The sequence below is a fragment of the Virgibacillus salexigens genome, from assembly GCF_000723585.1.
GTDB classification, from domain to species: domain Bacteria; phylum Bacillota; class Bacilli; order Bacillales; family Amphibacillaceae; genus Virgibacillus; species Virgibacillus salexigens.
Window position 1 is genome coordinate 2,496,441 of record NZ_CCDP010000001.1, and the last position, 17,495, is coordinate 2,513,935.

Below are 17,495 nucleotides of genomic sequence, written 5' to 3' on the forward strand. Positions count from 1 at the left end.
CTCACCCTACTAAATTTGTTCCAATTCGAACATGAGTGGCACCTTCTTCAATTGCCAACTGATAGTCATTACTCATTCCCATCGATAAATACATACAAGGTGCGTGAGCATGCTGTTTATCCTGAATGTGTAATTGTAACTTTTTTAGTTGTTTGAATATCGAACGCAAGCGATCTTCATCTTTAATATGAGGTGCCATTGTCATCAAACCAATGACGCGTACGTGAGGATATTTTTCGATTTCCTTAATAAAATTAGCTACTTCGTCTGGTGCAAGTCCATGCTTTGATGATTCACCACTTACATTCACTTGTACAAAACAGTCGATTTTGCGTTCTGCTCGTTTATTGATTTCTTTTGCTAAGGAAATACGATCTAAGGAATGCAATACATCAATTTGCTGAATAACATCTTTTACTTTTCTAGATTGTAATGTCCCAATAAAATGCCAAATGGCTTTATCTTGAAAAGAATCGTATTTTTGCTGAAAACCTTCTAGACGATTTTCACCAAGATTCGTAACCCCAGCCTCAATTGCTTCTCTTGTTCGCTCTATTGTAACATATTTTGTCACACCAATTATTGTAATATCTTCTGGATTTCGGCTAGTATTCAGACATGCCTGTCTAATTTTCTGCTGGATTTGTTCTAGATTTGTTGCTACATCCATTGTTCCCAATTCTCCTCCCTCGTATAATCATGAAGAAAAGCCAATAAATCCTAACATTCGACCTGTTCTTCCATGATCTCTTCGATGTGAAAAAAATAAGTCTTCATCACGAAATGTGCAGTAATTGGTTACATCTATATTATTACGTAAAACCCCAGCTTGTAAAAGGATATCTATATTTAACTGTTTTAAATCAAGCAAATATCGACCTCCTTCTCTAGAAGAAACAGCATTCTCTCTCCACTCTAGCGGAATATGATTAATGACGTGTTGATCTACTTCATAATAATTCTTCGTTATACATGGTCCAATTGCCACCATTAAATTACTGGATATCACACCTTGCTGTTTTAACGCGCTTACCATTTCAACTCCAATTTGATTGACTGTCCCTTTCCAACCAGCATGAGCAATACCAACAAAGGACGTTTTTGGATCATAAAAGAACAAAGGAACGCAATCAGCAAAGAAAGCTGTGCATAGTATATCTGTCTTATTTGTAATTAACCCATCTACTCCTTGAATTGCGGTCGATAGTTCAGAGGCTCCTTTTCCTTTATCCGTGTCTTCAATAACTTTAATATTTGTTTGGTGTACCTGTTCCCCGCAAACCCACTTATCTAGTGGAAAGCCTAAATGTTCACCTACACGTTCTCGATTGGTCAGGACATGATACGGATCATCATTGACATGTAACCCTCCATTTAAAGATTGATAAGGGGCGGAGCTGACACCACCGTTTCTTGTGGTAAAACCAGCAACTAATTTGGGATGTAATTGCTGCCATTTTTCGATATGTAAACATGTCTCATGTTGTCTAATAAAGGCATCTTTCAACGTTATTCCTCCCTGAAGTTACTTATTGATCTATTTTACCACAGATTTAGGTATTTTTATTTTCTTTCTTGTACGATTGGCTCATTATATAATTTCGGTTTCTCTACATCCTTTACGAGGATAACATCTGAACCAATTCGAACAATTTGATTCCAATGGATAACGAACTCCTCTGACTTACCAAATAAACCACTTTTCTTATCCTTAGGAATAATTACGATAGCAAGGATTCTACCATTATTCGTATCAATCTCTAAATCGCTAATATGACCTAGCCTTCTGCCACTATCGATAATAATAACCTCTTTAATTTGTAACTCGGATAATTTTATCATGTTATTCACCTCACCTTACTTTATATATATGCGCTTGAAAGTCAATCTTTCATGGAACACAAAAAAACAATAGGAAAGAGTGAATTTTCTTCCCTATTGTCTCGTACTTATAAAATAAGTGTTATTCGAACATTTGCTTATTCATTTGTTTAATTGCGGCTTTTTCTAAACGAGATACTTGCGCTTGGGAGATACCAATTTCATCGGCAACTTCCATTTGTGTCTTCCCTTGAAAAAACCGTTTATTTAATATATCTTTTTCACGTTCGTTTAATTGATACATCCCTTCTTTTAATGATAGTTTATCAAGCCATGTTGAATCTTTATCCTTATCATCACTTATCTGATCCATTACATAAATAGGGTCGCCGCCATCATTATAAATGGGTTCAAATAAAGATACTGGATCTTGAATAGCATCCAATGCAAATACAATATCTGAATGAGGGATTCCCATTTCTTCAGCTATTTCCATTGGTGTTGGTTCTTTTGATGTTTTGCTTATAAGTTTTTCTCTAACTTGTAAAGCTTTATAAGCAATGTCTCGTAGAGATCTAGAGACTCGAATTGGATTATTATCTCTCAGGTACCTTCTGATTTCCCCAATAATCATTGGAACAGCATAAGTGGAAAATCTCACATTATGGGATAAATCAAAATTATCTATGGATTTCATTAGTCCGATACAACCTACTTGAAACAGGTCATCGACATATTCTCCGCGATTATTAAAGCGCTGAATTACACTTAAAACAAGTCTTAGGTTACCATTGACCAGTTCTTCCCGCGCAGATGAATCTCCATCCTCCTGCTGCAATTTTTTAAATAATTCCCGCATTTCTTCATTCTTTAGTACAGGTAGCTTCGATGTATCAACACCACATATTTCAACTTTATGTCTTGTCATCTACGTTCAACCCTCCCAGTTGGTGATGCTGTTCATGGACAGTATCTCCGACTGGAAAGATTTTTATGCAGAATCCTTTTTCTTAAAGAAGCAATAATAATCGATTTAACTTAGAGCCACAAGGCTAGACCATTTTATTAAATTCTTTTTTTAGTCGCCGAATTATTTTCTTCTCTAACCGTGAAATATATGATTGAGAAATACCTAACATATCAGCAACATCTTTCTGTGTCTTCTCTTCTTCGCCAATAAGCCCGAACCGCAATTCCATAATCTGTTTTTCGCGTGCATTTAACTGCGAAAGCGCATTTTTTAATAAACTTTTATCTACACTTGATTCTAAATCTCTGGTAATAATATCTTCATCTGTTCCCAGCACATCGGATAAAAGCAATTCATTGCCATCCCAATCAATATTTAATGGTTCATCAAAAGAAACCTCGGATTTTAATTTATTATTTCGTCTTAAGTACATTAATATCTCATTTTCAATACAGCGTGAGGCATAAGTTGCTAATTTTATTTTTTTCTCGGGATTAAATGTATTTACAGCCTTTATAAGCCCAATTGTTCCAATACTTATTAAGTCCTCAATATTAATACCTGTATTCTCAAATTTACGAGCAATATAAACAACCAATCGTAAGTTACGTTCAATTAATATAGCTCGTGCTGATTTATCACCTTTTGGTAGTAACGCAAGAAGTTCTTGTTCCTCTTCTTTTGATAAGGGTGGTGGAAGAGCTTCACTTCCTCCAATGTAATAGATTTCTTCTGATTTGATACCTAATTTAATTAATACCTTATACCACCACAGACGTACCCGTAATTTTATTAATTTCAATACTATCTCCCCTTTATGCAGAATGGATTGTGGCTAGGTTTATAATTTGTGGATGCAATAAACAATGATAACTTCTGTCTTTCGTTAGTTCCGCAAATTGTATTCCAATTAATACTTTCGATGTCTCAATTCTTTGTTCGCCATAATAGACAATTAATTTGTCAGGACGTAAGGTAAGTAAAAACATGCTGCTACCTTGAACTCCTTGATAGGGTACCAGTTGTATAGAGCTCTCCCATTTCGTTGGTAGATTTTCTATTTGCAATGATTCGTTACATTTTTTTAATTGTTCCCACTCGTCTTCTGAAAACCATTGTTTTAAAAAGGGCTCATCACAAAGAATAACTGGTTTCTTCGTTATCGGATCGGTCAATTGATTTCCACTATCTATATAACCAGTAGTAGAAAAACTGTTGCCATTTAATACGATCGAAACTGGGTATAATTGGTCATAGCGTATTTTTTCCACAGCATGCTTGTCCATACGGGATTTTGTAAAAAGCCAAACAATTGGAAATCCAATAAATACAAACATCCAACTAACTGGATCGCCAAACCCACTATGAAAGGTTAAAAAACCATTATTGTCAATATTAAATGGTTGTTGGAATAAAAAATGAATACCGATTAATCCACCTCCAATAGCAAAGGTGACGAAATAGAATATGAATACAAGCTTGCTCCAACGGTAAAAATTTTTAAATCCGAATGCCGTATAAATAATTAAACAGGAAAATAACAATTTTCCTATTACAGTTGTCAAAAACGAGTCAGGAAAATAAATAGAAATCGGCACAAGTAAAGAGGCTACAAATCCTCCACTAATTAGCCGACGCTTTCGTGTACTATCTCTTGCTAAAGCCTGAGTTAGCATGATAAGCATTAAATCAATTAAAAAATTTAATGCCCAAACAGCATCCAGATAAATAGTCACACCTTTCCTTCCTTTCACGTATTCTGTCATTTGAAAGATTAGATATTTTATTCAATTTATAGTGTCTAAAGTATAACGGAGCAAATAAGCAAAGTCTGTCATTTCCTGTACGAACTACTTGACTAATTTTACCGAGTTATTAGAAAGATTGTCGGGTAAAATTGAAATAAAAAAAGAAGCCAGCAAGTGGCTTCTAGAAACCGAAAAGGTAAAGGTAGTCGTTTTAAAAACTATGGCAAAACATCAATTTCAGTAGGTAGTTTCCAAGATTATTGTCCCTAAAACTTCATAATTGCTTTCATTAATCACCACAATGGTGCCATCACTAAGCCTTACATAAACTAAATTTCTTGGCTCAACAATGATTAATCTCTTGGGACATTCCCTAAACCGTGGTGACTCTTCATCTGTAAATCCATTGACGAACAAGTACTATTTAGAAAGTAGCAAACATCATTTAGGTTTGGCCCCTGGAACTGGATCTGGCGCAACCGAATTGGTGGGTACGGACGAAGAGTGTACTAATACCTACTACTTAAACTATGTTGAAAATTGCAATTGGGAAAGGCGCTTGCCTGATTACCATGAAACAATTAGAAAAAATTTTCCATAAAAAAGCAAATGTCCATATAGACACTTGCTTTTAAATCCATCATCGAATTAACGATTCCGATTTCGGTTTCGATTTCGAAGGAAAGTCGGAATATCCAACCCATCTTCTTCTTGACGTGGACGGTTCTGTTGTTGAGGCACTTCTGTTTCACGCTCTCTATTATCTCGTGTTGGTAAATCATCATTCATACGAGTTGCAGCATGCTGCTTATGATTAATTACAGGACGTTGCTGTTTGGCTTGTTGCTCCATTTGTTTATTCGTTTCATCAAAACCTGTAGCTATCACAGTAACCACGATCTCATCTTTTAGATTCTCATTAATAACCGAACCAAAGATGACATTTACCTCATTATCAGCAGCTGATGTTACCAAATCAGCTGCTTCTTGAACTTCATAGAGACTTAGATTAGTACCACCAGTAATATTCATTAAAATACCATGTGCACCATCGATTGATGTCTCTAGTAATGGTGAGGAAATTGCCTTTTTAGCAGCTTCCGTTGCTCTTGTTTCACCAGTAGCAACCCCAATCCCCATAAGAGCTGAACCTTTATCAAACATGATTGTTTTTACATCGGCAAAGTCCACATTAATTAAACCTGGCTTAGCAATTAGATCAGAAATCCCTTGAACACCCTGGCGTAGAACATTATCCGCTTCACGGAAGGCTTCTAACATCGGAGTGTTTTTATCTACAATTTCTAATAGCCGATCGTTTGGAATGACAATCAATGTATCTACTGCACCTTTTAATGATTCGATTCCAGAGATAGCTTGTGTAGAACGTCTCCTTCCTTCAAATGAAAAAGGACGTGTAACGACACCAACCGTTAAAGCACCAAGATCTTTAGCAATTTGTGCAATAACTGGTGCAGCACCCGTTCCTGTGCCTCCACCCATTCCGGCAGTAACAAAGATCATATCTGCTCCTTGTAGCACTTCTTCTAATTGCTCTTTACTTTCTTCCGCAGCTTTTTTCCCGACTTCCGGGTTCGCACCCGCACCAAGACCACGTGTTAATTTACCGCCAATTTGTATTTTTAATTCTGCTTTTGATAGATTCAACGCTTGAGCATCTGTGTTAACAGCAATAAATTCAACGCCTTCAACACCATGTTCAATCATACGGTTAACGGCATTATTCCCGCCACCGCCAACTCCGATTACTTTTATTGTAGCTAATTCTTCCATGTTTGTATCAAAATCCAACATATCTCGTTCCTCCTAATATGCAAAATTACAAGCGTTCTAGATAGATAATCATTTAAATCTACTATAAACCTTCATATCTAAAACTAGTTTACGTAGAATAAGTAATTAATCAAAAAAGTACTTAAACAAATTAGCAATCCCAGATTCCTTTTTCTTATTCTCTTTCGGTTCATTAGATTTCTGTTGCTTTTTCACTCGTTTTGGTTGTTGATTTTCTTGATGATCTTGTCTTATAACTGTAGGAAATAACTCTTTTCCTTGTATTTTCGCATTACGATAGGCAAATTGCAAGATTCCTACACCAGCAGTGAATTGTGGCTCTCTTACCCCAATGTAATCAGGTATAGCAATACGTACATTGGAATGGAATAAATCCTCTGCCAATTCTAGTACTCCTGGCATTGCCATTGTACCACCAGTTAGCACATACCCGCCTGGCAGTCCCTGATATCCCATTTTCCTGATTTCACGCTCTGCATATGCATAAATTTCTTCCATTCGTGCTTCAATCATGTCTGCAATTTCTAGTTGGTTATACGTTTGTTTCGAATTGCTTCCAATAATTGACACATCAAAAACTTCATCCTCTAATGCATAATCATAAAAAGCATGTCCATGATTTAATTTAACATCTTCTGCTTCTTCAGTTGATGTTCTGAGTCCAATTGAAAGGTCTTTTGTTATATTGTCGCCACCAAGCTGAATGACACTTGTAGAGACTAACTGATCATTCTCAAATACAGAGACCGTTGAACAGCCGCCTCCAACATCGATCAGTGCAACTCCCATATTCCTTTCATCTTTGGATAATGCAATTGTACCGGCAGCAAGCGGTTGTAAGCAAATGTCAGCTATTTGTAGGTTTGCTCGTTCTACACATTTTAAAATGTTATGTAAGATTGTCTTGGAACAAGTAATTATCGTACCTTCCATTTCTAATCGTACACCGATCATCCCTCTAGGATCATTGATTTCATCTAACCCGTCTACGATGAACTGTTTAGGTATCACATCAATAATTTCTCGCTCCGGAGGAATAGACATAACTTGTGCTCCATCAATAACTCGATTTATATCTTCATCATCGATCTCGCGGTTTTCACTTTGAACCGCTACTATTCCATGGCAAGGTTGTAGTTGTATATGACTACCATTAATTCCCACTACAACACGATCAATTTGCATACCGACCATTCTTTCGGCTTGTTCAACCGCATTTCTAATCGATTGGACCGTCTGATCAATATCAATAATAGCACCTTTTTTCATGCCGTTTGATTTTGCAGAACCGACTCCAATAATATTTAGTGAATCATTTAACACTTCACCTATAATTACTTTGATTTTTGATGTACCTATATCAAGACTTACTAATATTTCATTGTTGTTCAAGTAAGGCACCCCCTATTTCAGAAGTTGCTTCATGCAAACTTCTCTCTATCCATTTCTGTAATTATCCTGATATGATAATAGTATAGACTTTCCCTAAAAATAAAATATATATAGGTTATTCCACATAAAACAAAGGATTCCCTTTATTTTTCGGTATTTTTTTAAAAAAATGAAGCAAATTTCTCAATTCGTAGAGAATCATCCTATTAATCAGGAAGTCGATAAGCATGCCACTTCTATTAAACTATTTCGTAAACAAAGCGGAACTTATGACTTTCGTCGGTAATTTAATTACCTATTCTTGATTTTCCTCTGTTTCTCCATTAACTTCCGCTTCTGATTCTTCTGAACTAGTACCCTTATCAAATGATTCAAAGTAGGCACCTACGCCAATATGGATAATTCCTCTACTTTCTTCATCTAGTTGAGCAACGATAGAAGGGTACACTTCCATTCTTTCAGCAAAGTTACGTATCGTTGCATCTACCATAAAACCATCGTTCATGTATAATACGACTTTATTTTTATTATCATCTGTTGGTGCCCAATGAATCTCTGAAATTAATTTAAGAAGGCTTTTTGGTAACTTCTCAAGCTCACTTGTCATCCTATGTAAATAACTTTCCTCTTCAAAATTGGTAATTAATGGAGCGTCCCCATAGAACGTTCCTGTTTCCATACTTTGAAGCATTGTTCCATTTCCCAAAATTGGATAATAACTCGTATCTTTTTGTATATATCCAACACGATGATACTCTTCCACTTCTATAGATACTGTCCAGGGTAAATGGCGATTGATGTCAACGGAAGCAACGATAGGATTATTACTTAAGGCTTTTTCATTTGCAGATTTATCCATCGTCCAAATATTCATACCTTCCGTTATTTCACTTTGTTCTCGCACTTGTTCATCTGTCAGGAAAATATTTCCTTTTATTTCAATCGTTCGCACCTGACTTAATGGAGATTGCAGATAAACAATGATGGAAATTAAAAAGAAAAAAATTGAAAGATAAAATATTAATCGTCGATTTGCTTTTTTCTTCCTTGCCTGTTTCAACTTCGGAATACGATCTTCTATCGAAACAATCTTTTTTTTAGCCATCTCCATTTCTTCCTTTGTACTAAATTAACAATAAGAAATGGCACAAAAAATGCCATTTCTTCACTGTTATAAAGAGTATATCACATTATCCCTTACTTGATGTAGTAGAGTTAAGGTAAAAACAAGATTTTAATCTCACTGAAATCTTACTCTACCAGAAAACGGCTTTTATTCGCTTGTATTTGCTTATAATTTGGTATACTTACTAATATTTAACAATATCCCAACAGAGCACAGGATTAGTGTTAAAGAGGAGCCGCCATAACTCAAAAACGGCAACGTAATACCTGTAACAGGAATTAAGCCGATTACAACACTGATATTAATCATTGCTTGAATCGCAAGCATAGAGACAATACCTAATGCTAAAAATCTGGAAAAATTATCAGGTGCTTCAAGTGAAACCTTGATACCACGCCATAAAAGGAGTAAAAAAAGCAACAATACAATAGTACCTCCAATGAAGCCTAGTTCCTCTCCTAATATAGCAAAAATAAAATCAGTTTGTGGTTCAGGTAAATAGAAATACTTCTGTAAACTATTCCCGAATCCTAGACCCATTAAACCACCCGGTCCAATCGCATATAAAGACTGTATAATTTGGAATCCATCCCCTAATGGATCTTCCCAAGGATTCAAAAAAGCCGTTATCCGACTAATCCGATAAGGAGCAGAAGCAATTAGACCAATAAAACCGATTAACCCTAATGCTGCTAGTCCAAAAAAATGAGATAAACGAGCACCAGCAGTAAATACCATAATCATACAAGTGAGTACGAGTACCATACCAGTACCTAAATCCGGCTGTAGCATGATTAGGCCAAATGCAGTAAATATTAATAAAATAGAGGGAATGAAACCTTTTTTGAACGAAGTGATATATTTTTGGTTAGCTGCTAGATAAGTAGCCAGAAAAATAATCAATCCTAATTTCATAAACTCAGATGGTTGAATACTAAAGGCTCCAATCCCTATCCAGCTTTGTGCACCGCCACGAACCATTCCTATACCAGGAATAAGTACTAAGAATAACAAAACAAAACATGCCAGTAGAATTAGCTTTGCGTATTTTTTCCATGTGGTATAAGGTACTTGCATCGTAAAGAGCATTGCTATTATTCCTGCACCAGCAAACAATACTTGTCTTTTCACATAGTACCAAGCATCCCCGAATTTGTATTCCGCCCAAACATAAGACGAACTGTAAACCATAATAACTCCTATTAAAAGTAAACTAATAATAACACCTAATAAGAAATAATCAGGTGAGGCATGTGATTTGGAATTCTTTAATTTTTCCAGCAAAATAACACCCCTCTTCATAATTGAACCTAGGGGTGTTGTTTAAAGTGTTATTCATTTTTATCATGTCTTTAAACAAGCCCCTATACTAATGTATGCACGGCTTGTATAAACATGTCTCCTCTTTCCTCGAATGTTCGATACTGATCCCAGCTAGCGCATGCTGGTGACAAAAGAATGATATCTTTTTCTTCCGATATATTATATGCTTCTTGTACAGCAGTCTGTACATTATCCGTTAAACAAATGGATGAAATCCCTGCCTCTTCCCCTAACATTTTAATTTTTTCAGCCGTCTCGCCAAATAATACCATTGCTTTCACGCGATTTAAGTATGGTAATAACTCAGAAAATTCATTGCCTCTATCTAAACCGCCAGCTAACAAAATAACTGGTTTTTCAAAAGCAGATAACGCCTTCTGAGTAGCTAAAATGTTTGTTGCTTTTGAATCATTATAAAACATCCGTTCTTTGTGCTTACCTACAAATTGAAGTCGGTGCTTTACACCAGTAAAAATAGATAAGACATTTTGTATCCCTTCATTCGTTGCACCACTTAATTTTGCAGCAGCAATCGATGCTAGGATATTTTCATAATTATGTTCTCCTAATAAAGCGATATCCAATCGGTCAATTATTTTTTCATTTTGAAAATACAAGGAATTCTCATCCATCCATGCCCCATCTGCTACCTTTTCTTTAACGGAAAATGGAATTTTTATTGCGTAAGACGCTTTTACAGCTTCTATGATACTTTCATCATTCGCATTGTACACCAAGTAATCATCACTTGTTTGATTTTTAAAGATATTAAACTTCGCTTGTTTATAATTTTCAAGTGTCTTATGATAATCTAAATGTGCTTCGAATATATTCAATAGCACAGCAATATTTGGTTTAAAGTTTTGAATTCCCATTAATTGAAATGAAGATAGTTCTAGCACGAGGTTATCTGTTTCGTTTATGGTTTGAGCTACCTCAGTGGCAACAATTCCTATGTTTCCAGCAACTTTTACAGGCTGCTTGCTTTGTGTTAGCATCTCTGCTGTTAAGGTTGTTGTTGTCGTTTTTCCATTTGAACCAGTGATTCCAATAATATTGGCATCCGTTAATTGGGCAGCAATTTCTATTTCAGTAATCACTGGAATTCCACGTTGGACTGCTCCATCAACAATAATATTCTCATAAGATATTCCTGGGTTCTTGACAAGAATGTCTATGCCGTCAAGCACATCAATAGGATGGGAGCCAATAACTACCTCTGCGCCCATCTCTTCCAATCGAATAACTTCTGGATCATTTTTCGTTGCCTTTTTATCATTTATTCGTACTGTTTTCCCATTCTTCAATAAAGCTTCTGCAGCAGCTGTACCACTTTTGGCTAACCCCAAAACTAATACATGTTGATAGGGAAAGTTTTTAAGTTTCCTCAATTTAAGCCCACCTCAATATAAATACCTAAAGCTGCAAAAATGAGACCAACTAGCCAAAAAGTAGTAACTACACGCCATTCTGACCATCCTAATAATTCATAATGATGATGAAGTGGGCTCATTTTAAACACCCTTTTTCCTGTTGTTTTAAAAGAAATTACTTGAATAATTACTGATAATGTCTCTATGACGAAAACACCGCCAATAATAACTAATAATATCTCTAATTTGGTTAAAATTGCAATGGCTGCAATTGCCCCACCTAGTGCCAGTGAACCAGTATCTCCCATGAAGACTTTCGCAGGGTGTGCATTAAAGACTAAGAAACCTAATAATGCACCGACTACAGCTAATGAAAAAATGGTAACTTCATTTTGAGGGAAACCGTACCATGCTAATATACCAAAAGCTCCAAATGCAATTGCGGCAGTTCCTGCGAGCAATCCATCTAAACCATCGGTTAGGTTAACAGCATTTGATGCACCAACAAGCATGAAAATGATTAATAAAGCATACCCCCAGCCTAATTCTAATTGAACAGAAGTTCCAGGTATAGAAATATAAGTAGGAAAGCCCTGGTCTCTTAAAATGAAATAAACAATGAGTGCAATAATTAATTGGCCCAGCATTTTTTGTTTTGAAGTAAGGCCAAGGTTGCGCTTCATTGCAACCTTTATAAAATCATCTAAAAACCCTAAAAGGCCGTAGCCGATTAATACCAGAAGTAATACCCACAGCTCATAGCCAATACCATCCGGACTAGTTTTAGCAGCCATTATAATTGAAGTAATGATAACACTAAACACTATCATTAGGCCGCCCATCGTTGGAGTCCCAGTCTTTTTCATATGAGATTGTGGTCCTTCTTCCCTAATGCTTTGTCCAAACTTTAATCGTCGTAAAAATGGAATAAAAATTGGAGAGAAAAGGACGGTAATTAGAAACGCTATTGCTATAGTTATTAATAAAACGGAAATATTCATTATTTCTCCTCCTTGTTCAAAACCGTCCAACTAATATTCAATTAATTGATTGATAATTGCTTCTAACCTTAACCCTCTTGAAGCTTTAAATAATATTACCGTGTTTTGATTTAAATATGGGTTCAAATCTGTCACTAATGCATCCTGACTAGTATAATGCATTGCCAAAATTTCATCTGTCATCTGCTTTGCTTTCAGTGCTTCTGTAATATATTTCGCATCGTTACCAAATGTGAATACTTTCGTAATTGGTTTAGTAATCTCCTCAGCGATGGAACGATGATAGCTTTCAGATTGTTCACCTAACTCTAATACATCCCCAAGTACAAGAATCTTTTCCTGAAAGTGAGCTAACTGCTTTACAACTCGAATGGCTGCTTTCATTGATGTGGGTGATGCATTATAGGCATCATTAATTAGTGTAGCTTCATTTCTACCTGTAATCCACTCAAAACGCATAGCCGTTTTTTCCATGTTAGAAAAAGCAGTTTGTATTTCCTCTTTCTCTATATGAAGAAGTTCACCCAATAGTATTGCAAAAGCAGCATTCTTGGCATGATGTTCTCCTAAAAAAGGAATCGTGTATGGTTCGTCATTTAATTTAAAGATCGTTTGCTGATGCTTTAATTGTACAGACGATATTCGCTTTTGGTTATTTTTATGAAAACCACATGTTTGAACATTCCGCTTGTGATGAACATGTTGTAATAATGCTTCATCACCATCAACAATTAGCTGACCTTCCTCCGCAAGTCCACTGGTAATCTCGAGTTTTGCTTTAGCTATTCCTTCGCGAGAACCAAGAAACTCAATATGTGATTCACCAATATTTGTAATGACCGCATAATCCGGATTTGCTATCTCAGAAAGTGTTTGTATTTCTCCAAAATTATTCATTCCCATTTCTAATACTAACACTTCCGTATTTGTAGGCATCGTTAAAATAGTCAACGGCAGTCCAATATGGTTGTTTAGATTACCATCTGTAAAATGTGTACGATATTTCCTATTCATAACTGCAGCTACAATATCTTTTGTTGATGTTTTACCATTAGAACCAGTTATTCCAATCACAGTTGGGTTAACCTCATGTCGGTAGTGAAATGCAATTTGTTGGAGCGCATTTATGGTGTTATCCACCTTAAATACAGGAAAGGTACTCGGTATATTCGCTGGAAGCTTCTTCGTTGTATCCCATAGAATGGCGGTTGCTCCATTGTCAATTGCTTGTTCTGCAAAGTCATGACCATCAAAGTTCTCTCCAATAATTGGTATAAATAACCCATTCTGCTTCTCTAGTCTGCTATCTGTGTACACATGGTCGATAGATCGGTTCTTTAACTGTCCAGTGAATTCTTGTAAAAAACTAGCTAGCCATTCTAACGTAAACATCATCATTTCTCCTTAATTTGAATCGCTTCTTTAGCGACCTCGCGATCGTCAAAATCATATTTCGTATTTCCAACTTGCTGATATGTTTCATGGCCTTTACCAGCAATAAGAATTACATCACCGGCTTTTGCCTGCGATACTGCAACATGGATCGCCTCTTTCCTATCAACAATAACTTGGTAATTTTCATCTTGATGCAGACCGTTTGTCATGTCATCTAAAATTGCCTGTGGATTTTCTGTACGTGGATTATCGGATGTAAAGATTGCTTGATCTGCATATTTCAAAGCAATTTCTGCCATGATAGGACGCTTCGATCGATCACGATCTCCTCCACAACCAACAATCACAAATACATTATTCTCAGCAAATTCTTTAACGGTTTGCAGAACATTATCCAACGAATCTGGAGTATGTGCATAATCGACGATGACTGCAAATGATTGACCTGCATCTACTGGCTCAAACCTACCATCTACACCAGATATCTTCGCTAACGCGGCTTGGATAACGGACAACGGAACATTCGAACAAACTGCAGCTGCACTAGCAGCTAGCATATTATAGACATTAAACATTCCAATTAATTTACTCTGAATCATTATTTCACCAATAGGTGTCTGTAATTGAAAAGTTGTTCCACCTGAACCAAGGGTAATATTATTTGCCATGACTTGTGAAGCATGCTTCACTCCATAGGTGATAACATGTTGGGCAGTACTGCTTTTAAGAAGCGTACTAGCATCATCGTCCTGATTAATTACAGCATACTTTTGATTTTCTTCGCTATAGGTATTTCCTAATTGAGCAAATAACAGACTCTTTGCTCGTAAATAATCATCCAAATCCTTATGAAAATCTAGATGGTCCTGCGATAAGTTCGTAAAAATTGCAATGTCATAATCACAACCATAGACACGGCCTTGGACTAACGCATGGGAAGACACTTCCATCATTACTTGGTTTACACCTTTATCAAGCATTTTTTTAAAAGATTGCTGTAGTAGTAACGCATCAGGAGTTGTATTTGTAACCGGATATGTTTCACTACCTATTTTCATTTGAATGGTTCCAATAACTGCTGTCTTTCTTTTAAATTCATTAAAAATCTTTTCTAATATATAAGTAACTGTCGTTTTCCCATTCGTACCAGTAATACCAATTAATGGAAGTTTCGTGGAAGGATTGTGGTAAAATTTCACTGCTATCATAGATAAGGCACGTTGTGTATCAGGTACAACAATGGTTGGTACCTCCGCCTCTACAGGTCTTTCAGCAATAATCGCTTGTGCTCCATTTTGTACTGCTTGCACTATAAAGTCATGCCCATCCACGGTATAACCATTAATACATACAAATAAATTGCCTGGTTTTACAGCACGTGAATCCATGACAATATTCGAAATTTCAATTTGATCCAGTCTTGCATTCGTTTCATAAAAAGGTAATGCGCTTATTAATTCTGCTAAATTCATTCGTAACATCCCATTCTAAAATAATATCCCACATATGTATTCTCATAGATAACAATTTTTAAGAGGGTGGTATCACCCTCTTATTGATTTCTGCTTATCTATTATAGCAAATTTCCACTTGTTTAACGATTATTTTCCGATAAATATATCCTGATTTTTGAGCCCTGTTCCACTTTTGTACCAGGACTCGGTTCTTGATCCACAATATAATCGCCTTGACCACTTGTTTGAATAGATAAGTTCGTCATGTATTCGGATAACTCTTTCTTTTCTAGCCCCATTAAATCTGGTACTTCGACCTTAGGTTGTTCTGGCCATTGATACTCTTTATCCAACCCTCCAGTTCGAGGTTCAACTCCCATAGCTGGTAAACTATCTCCAATAATGTTTCCTACAATTGGTGCTGCGACAGTACCACCGAATTGCACGGTATTTTTCGGATTATCTACTGCAACATATACCACAATTTCCGGGTCATCTGCAGGTGCGAATCCGATAAATGATACAATATAATTATTTTCCATGTATCTTCCATCCGGTCCAACTTTCTGGGCGGTTCCCGTTTTTCCGCCTACTCGGTAACCATCAACATAAGCCGGACGACCTGTTCCTTTTGCGACAACACTCTCTAAGGCATTTCGAATTTCTTTTGAAGTAGATTCTGAGATCACACGCTCCTTGAGTGTTGGTTCTATTTTTTCAGTAACTTGATTAGTTTTTGAGTTAACCCATTCTTTTGCTATATAAGGCTCATATAGATAGCCTCCATTTACAGCAGCCGCTACAGCCATAACTTGCTGAATCGGTGTTACAGATACCCCTTGGCCAAATGCTGTTGTAGCTAATTCTACTGGACCCACATTTTCTGGTTTGAATAGTATCCCATTACCTTCGCCCTGCAAATCAATTCCGGTTTTTTGGCCGAACCCAAAATTATGAATATAAGAGAATAGCTTTTCTGTACCTAACATTTGTCCTAGACTTACAAAGCCAGGGTTACATGAATTTTGTACTACTTCTAAGTAGCTTTGATGTCCATGCCCACCGCTTTTCCAGCAATGTAGCTCGGCACCACCAACAGAAATATCCCCATCATCATGAAAATGGTCGTTTTCTAAATCTACTACATCCTCTTCCAGAGCAGCCGCTAGCGTAATAATTTTAAATGTGGAACCTGGTTCATATGTGCTCCAAATTGGTAAATTTCGATCAAAGATATCGGAATCTACTTCTTGATAATTTTCTGGATAAAAATTGGGTCTTGTTGTCATCCCTAATACACCACCTGTTTTAGGGTTAACAGCAATTGCTAACGCGCCATCTGGATTATACTTAGATACAGCCAAGTCTAATTCACGTTCCATAATTGTTTGGACCTTCGTATTAATTGTTGTTTTTAAGTCTAATCCATCTTCTGGCGGGGAATAGTCGTCTGCTAATCGATCTAATCTTCTCCCTTTAGCATCGGAATAAAACGAAAGGCTGCCTTTCTCCCCACTTAATTTTTCATCATAATATAGCTCCAGGCCCATTAATCCTTGATTGTCGATCCCGGCAAAACCCAATACATGAGAAAGATCGTCTCCGTATGGATAATGTCGCTTCGAATCTTTTGCTAAGTAAACACCACTCATATCTAGTGTACGTATAGCTTTTTCTTGTTTTTCATTAATCTTTCGTCCCTCTGGATGGATATTGACACTCGAAGCATCCCTAGTGACATACGCATATGCTTTATCATAAGATATGTCTAGAATAGACGCTAAGTTTTCAGCAGTTTGTTTTGGATTCACAATTTGTCTTGGTACGACGACTACAGAAGGAGCTGTAACATTTTCTGCAAGTACTTCACCATTCCTATCTAAGATATTTCCTCTTTCCGGCTCAAATTCGATATCTCTTGTCCATAGTTCAGTAGCCTGTCCCATTAATTTATCACCTATCATAAATTGGACATAGCCCAAGCGAATATCAATAACCGTAAAAATTAATACGCCAATAAGAAAAACAGCGACTATCCTTTTCTTCGTCGTTACAGCGGATACACGTTTCATAGTAC

Annotated in this window: 16 protein-coding genes; 1 reads left to right on the forward strand and 15 read right to left on the reverse strand. The window is 36.4% G+C overall.

Annotated elements, in window-relative coordinates:
- Window position 1: 1 nt before the first annotated feature.
- The 6 genes from BN990_RS12005 to spoIIGA all read right to left on the reverse strand — a co-directional run bounded on the left by BN990_RS12005 (window position 2) and on the right by spoIIGA (window position 4,527).
- The gene (locus BN990_RS12005; protein ID WP_021291660.1) at window positions 2-670 is read right to left on the reverse strand and encodes a YggS family pyridoxal phosphate-dependent enzyme; all 669 of its coding nucleotides are present in this window, start codon (window positions 668-670) and stop codon (window positions 2-4) included.
- 27 nt (window positions 671-697) lie between these two features.
- Window positions 698-1,507: a peptidoglycan editing factor PgeF gene (pgeF, locus tag BN990_RS12010; RefSeq protein ID WP_021291661.1), complete on the reverse strand. Its 810-nt coding sequence runs from the start codon at window positions 1,505-1,507 to the stop codon at window positions 698-700.
- A 56-nt stretch (window positions 1,508-1,563) separates the two neighbouring features.
- Complete coding sequence (locus BN990_RS12015; RefSeq protein ID WP_021291662.1) at window positions 1,564-1,842, reverse strand: YlmC/YmxH family sporulation protein; 279 nt, start codon at window positions 1,840-1,842, stop codon at window positions 1,564-1,566.
- Window positions 1,843-1,963: 121 nt separating this feature from the next.
- A complete protein-coding gene (gene sigG / locus BN990_RS12020) occupies window positions 1,964-2,749 on the reverse strand; it encodes an RNA polymerase sporulation sigma factor SigG (protein WP_038244470.1) in 786 nt (261 codons plus the stop codon).
- A 124-nt stretch (window positions 2,750-2,873) separates the two neighbouring features.
- On the reverse strand, window positions 2,874-3,593 hold the full coding sequence (gene sigE / locus BN990_RS12025) for an RNA polymerase sporulation sigma factor SigE (RefSeq protein ID WP_038244471.1): 720 nt from the start codon (window positions 3,591-3,593) through the stop codon (window positions 2,874-2,876).
- Window positions 3,594-3,606: 13 nt separating this feature from the next.
- Entirely contained in the window at window positions 3,607-4,527 is a 921-nt protein-coding gene (spoIIGA, locus tag BN990_RS12030) for a sigma-E processing peptidase SpoIIGA (RefSeq protein ID WP_021291665.1), read from the reverse strand.
- Window positions 4,528-4,945: 418 nt separating this feature from the next.
- Here spoIIGA and BN990_RS23175 point away from each other — a divergent pair, with 418 nt between their 5' ends.
- On the forward strand, window positions 4,946-5,140 hold the full coding sequence (locus BN990_RS23175) for a hypothetical protein (RefSeq protein ID WP_148530706.1): 195 nt from the start codon (window positions 4,946-4,948) through the stop codon (window positions 5,138-5,140).
- Window positions 5,141-5,187: 47 nt separating this feature from the next.
- On the opposite strand, the gene ftsZ is transcribed toward BN990_RS23175, so the two are convergent.
- The 9 genes from ftsZ to BN990_RS12075 form a co-directional block, all read right to left on the reverse strand.
- Window positions 5,188-6,354, reverse strand: a complete 1,167-nt coding sequence (ftsZ, locus tag BN990_RS12035) for a cell division protein FtsZ (RefSeq protein ID WP_021291666.1) — start codon at window positions 6,352-6,354, stop codon at window positions 5,188-5,190.
- Window positions 6,355-6,459: 105 nt separating this feature from the next.
- Window positions 6,460-7,746, reverse strand: coding sequence for a cell division protein FtsA (gene ftsA, locus BN990_RS12040; protein ID WP_021291667.1), 1,287 nt, complete (start codon window positions 7,744-7,746; stop codon window positions 6,460-6,462).
- A gap of 295 nt (window positions 7,747-8,041) precedes the next feature.
- Entirely contained in the window at window positions 8,042-8,851 is an 810-nt protein-coding gene (locus tag BN990_RS12045; protein WP_021291668.1) for a cell division protein FtsQ/DivIB, read from the reverse strand.
- A gap of 186 nt (window positions 8,852-9,037) precedes the next feature.
- Complete coding sequence (gene spoVE, locus BN990_RS12050) at window positions 9,038-10,156, reverse strand: stage V sporulation protein E (RefSeq protein WP_021291669.1); 1,119 nt, start codon at window positions 10,154-10,156, stop codon at window positions 9,038-9,040.
- A gap of 80 nt (window positions 10,157-10,236) precedes the next feature.
- Complete coding sequence (murD, locus tag BN990_RS12055; RefSeq protein ID WP_021291670.1) at window positions 10,237-11,586, reverse strand: UDP-N-acetylmuramoyl-L-alanine--D-glutamate ligase; 1,350 nt, start codon at window positions 11,584-11,586, stop codon at window positions 10,237-10,239.
- Entirely contained in the window at window positions 11,583-12,569 is a 987-nt protein-coding gene (mraY, locus tag BN990_RS12060; RefSeq protein ID WP_021291671.1) for a phospho-N-acetylmuramoyl-pentapeptide-transferase, read from the reverse strand. The genes murD and mraY overlap by 4 nt, the downstream gene beginning before the upstream one ends.
- Window positions 12,570-12,599: 30 nt before the next feature.
- On the reverse strand, window positions 12,600-13,961 hold the full coding sequence (locus BN990_RS12065; RefSeq protein WP_021291672.1) for a UDP-N-acetylmuramoyl-tripeptide--D-alanyl-D-alanine ligase: 1,362 nt from the start codon (window positions 13,959-13,961) through the stop codon (window positions 12,600-12,602).
- Window positions 13,962-13,963: 2 nt separating this feature from the next.
- Window positions 13,964-15,436 (reverse strand): UDP-N-acetylmuramoyl-L-alanyl-D-glutamate--2,6-diaminopimelate ligase, encoded by a 1,473-nt coding sequence (locus BN990_RS12070; protein ID WP_021291673.1) that lies wholly within the window; start codon window positions 15,434-15,436, stop codon window positions 13,964-13,966.
- A 122-nt stretch (window positions 15,437-15,558) separates the two neighbouring features.
- A complete protein-coding gene (locus tag BN990_RS12075) occupies window positions 15,559-17,490 on the reverse strand; it encodes a stage V sporulation protein D (RefSeq protein ID WP_021291674.1) in 1,932 nt (643 codons plus the stop codon).
- Window positions 17,491-17,495: the final 5 nt, after the last annotated feature.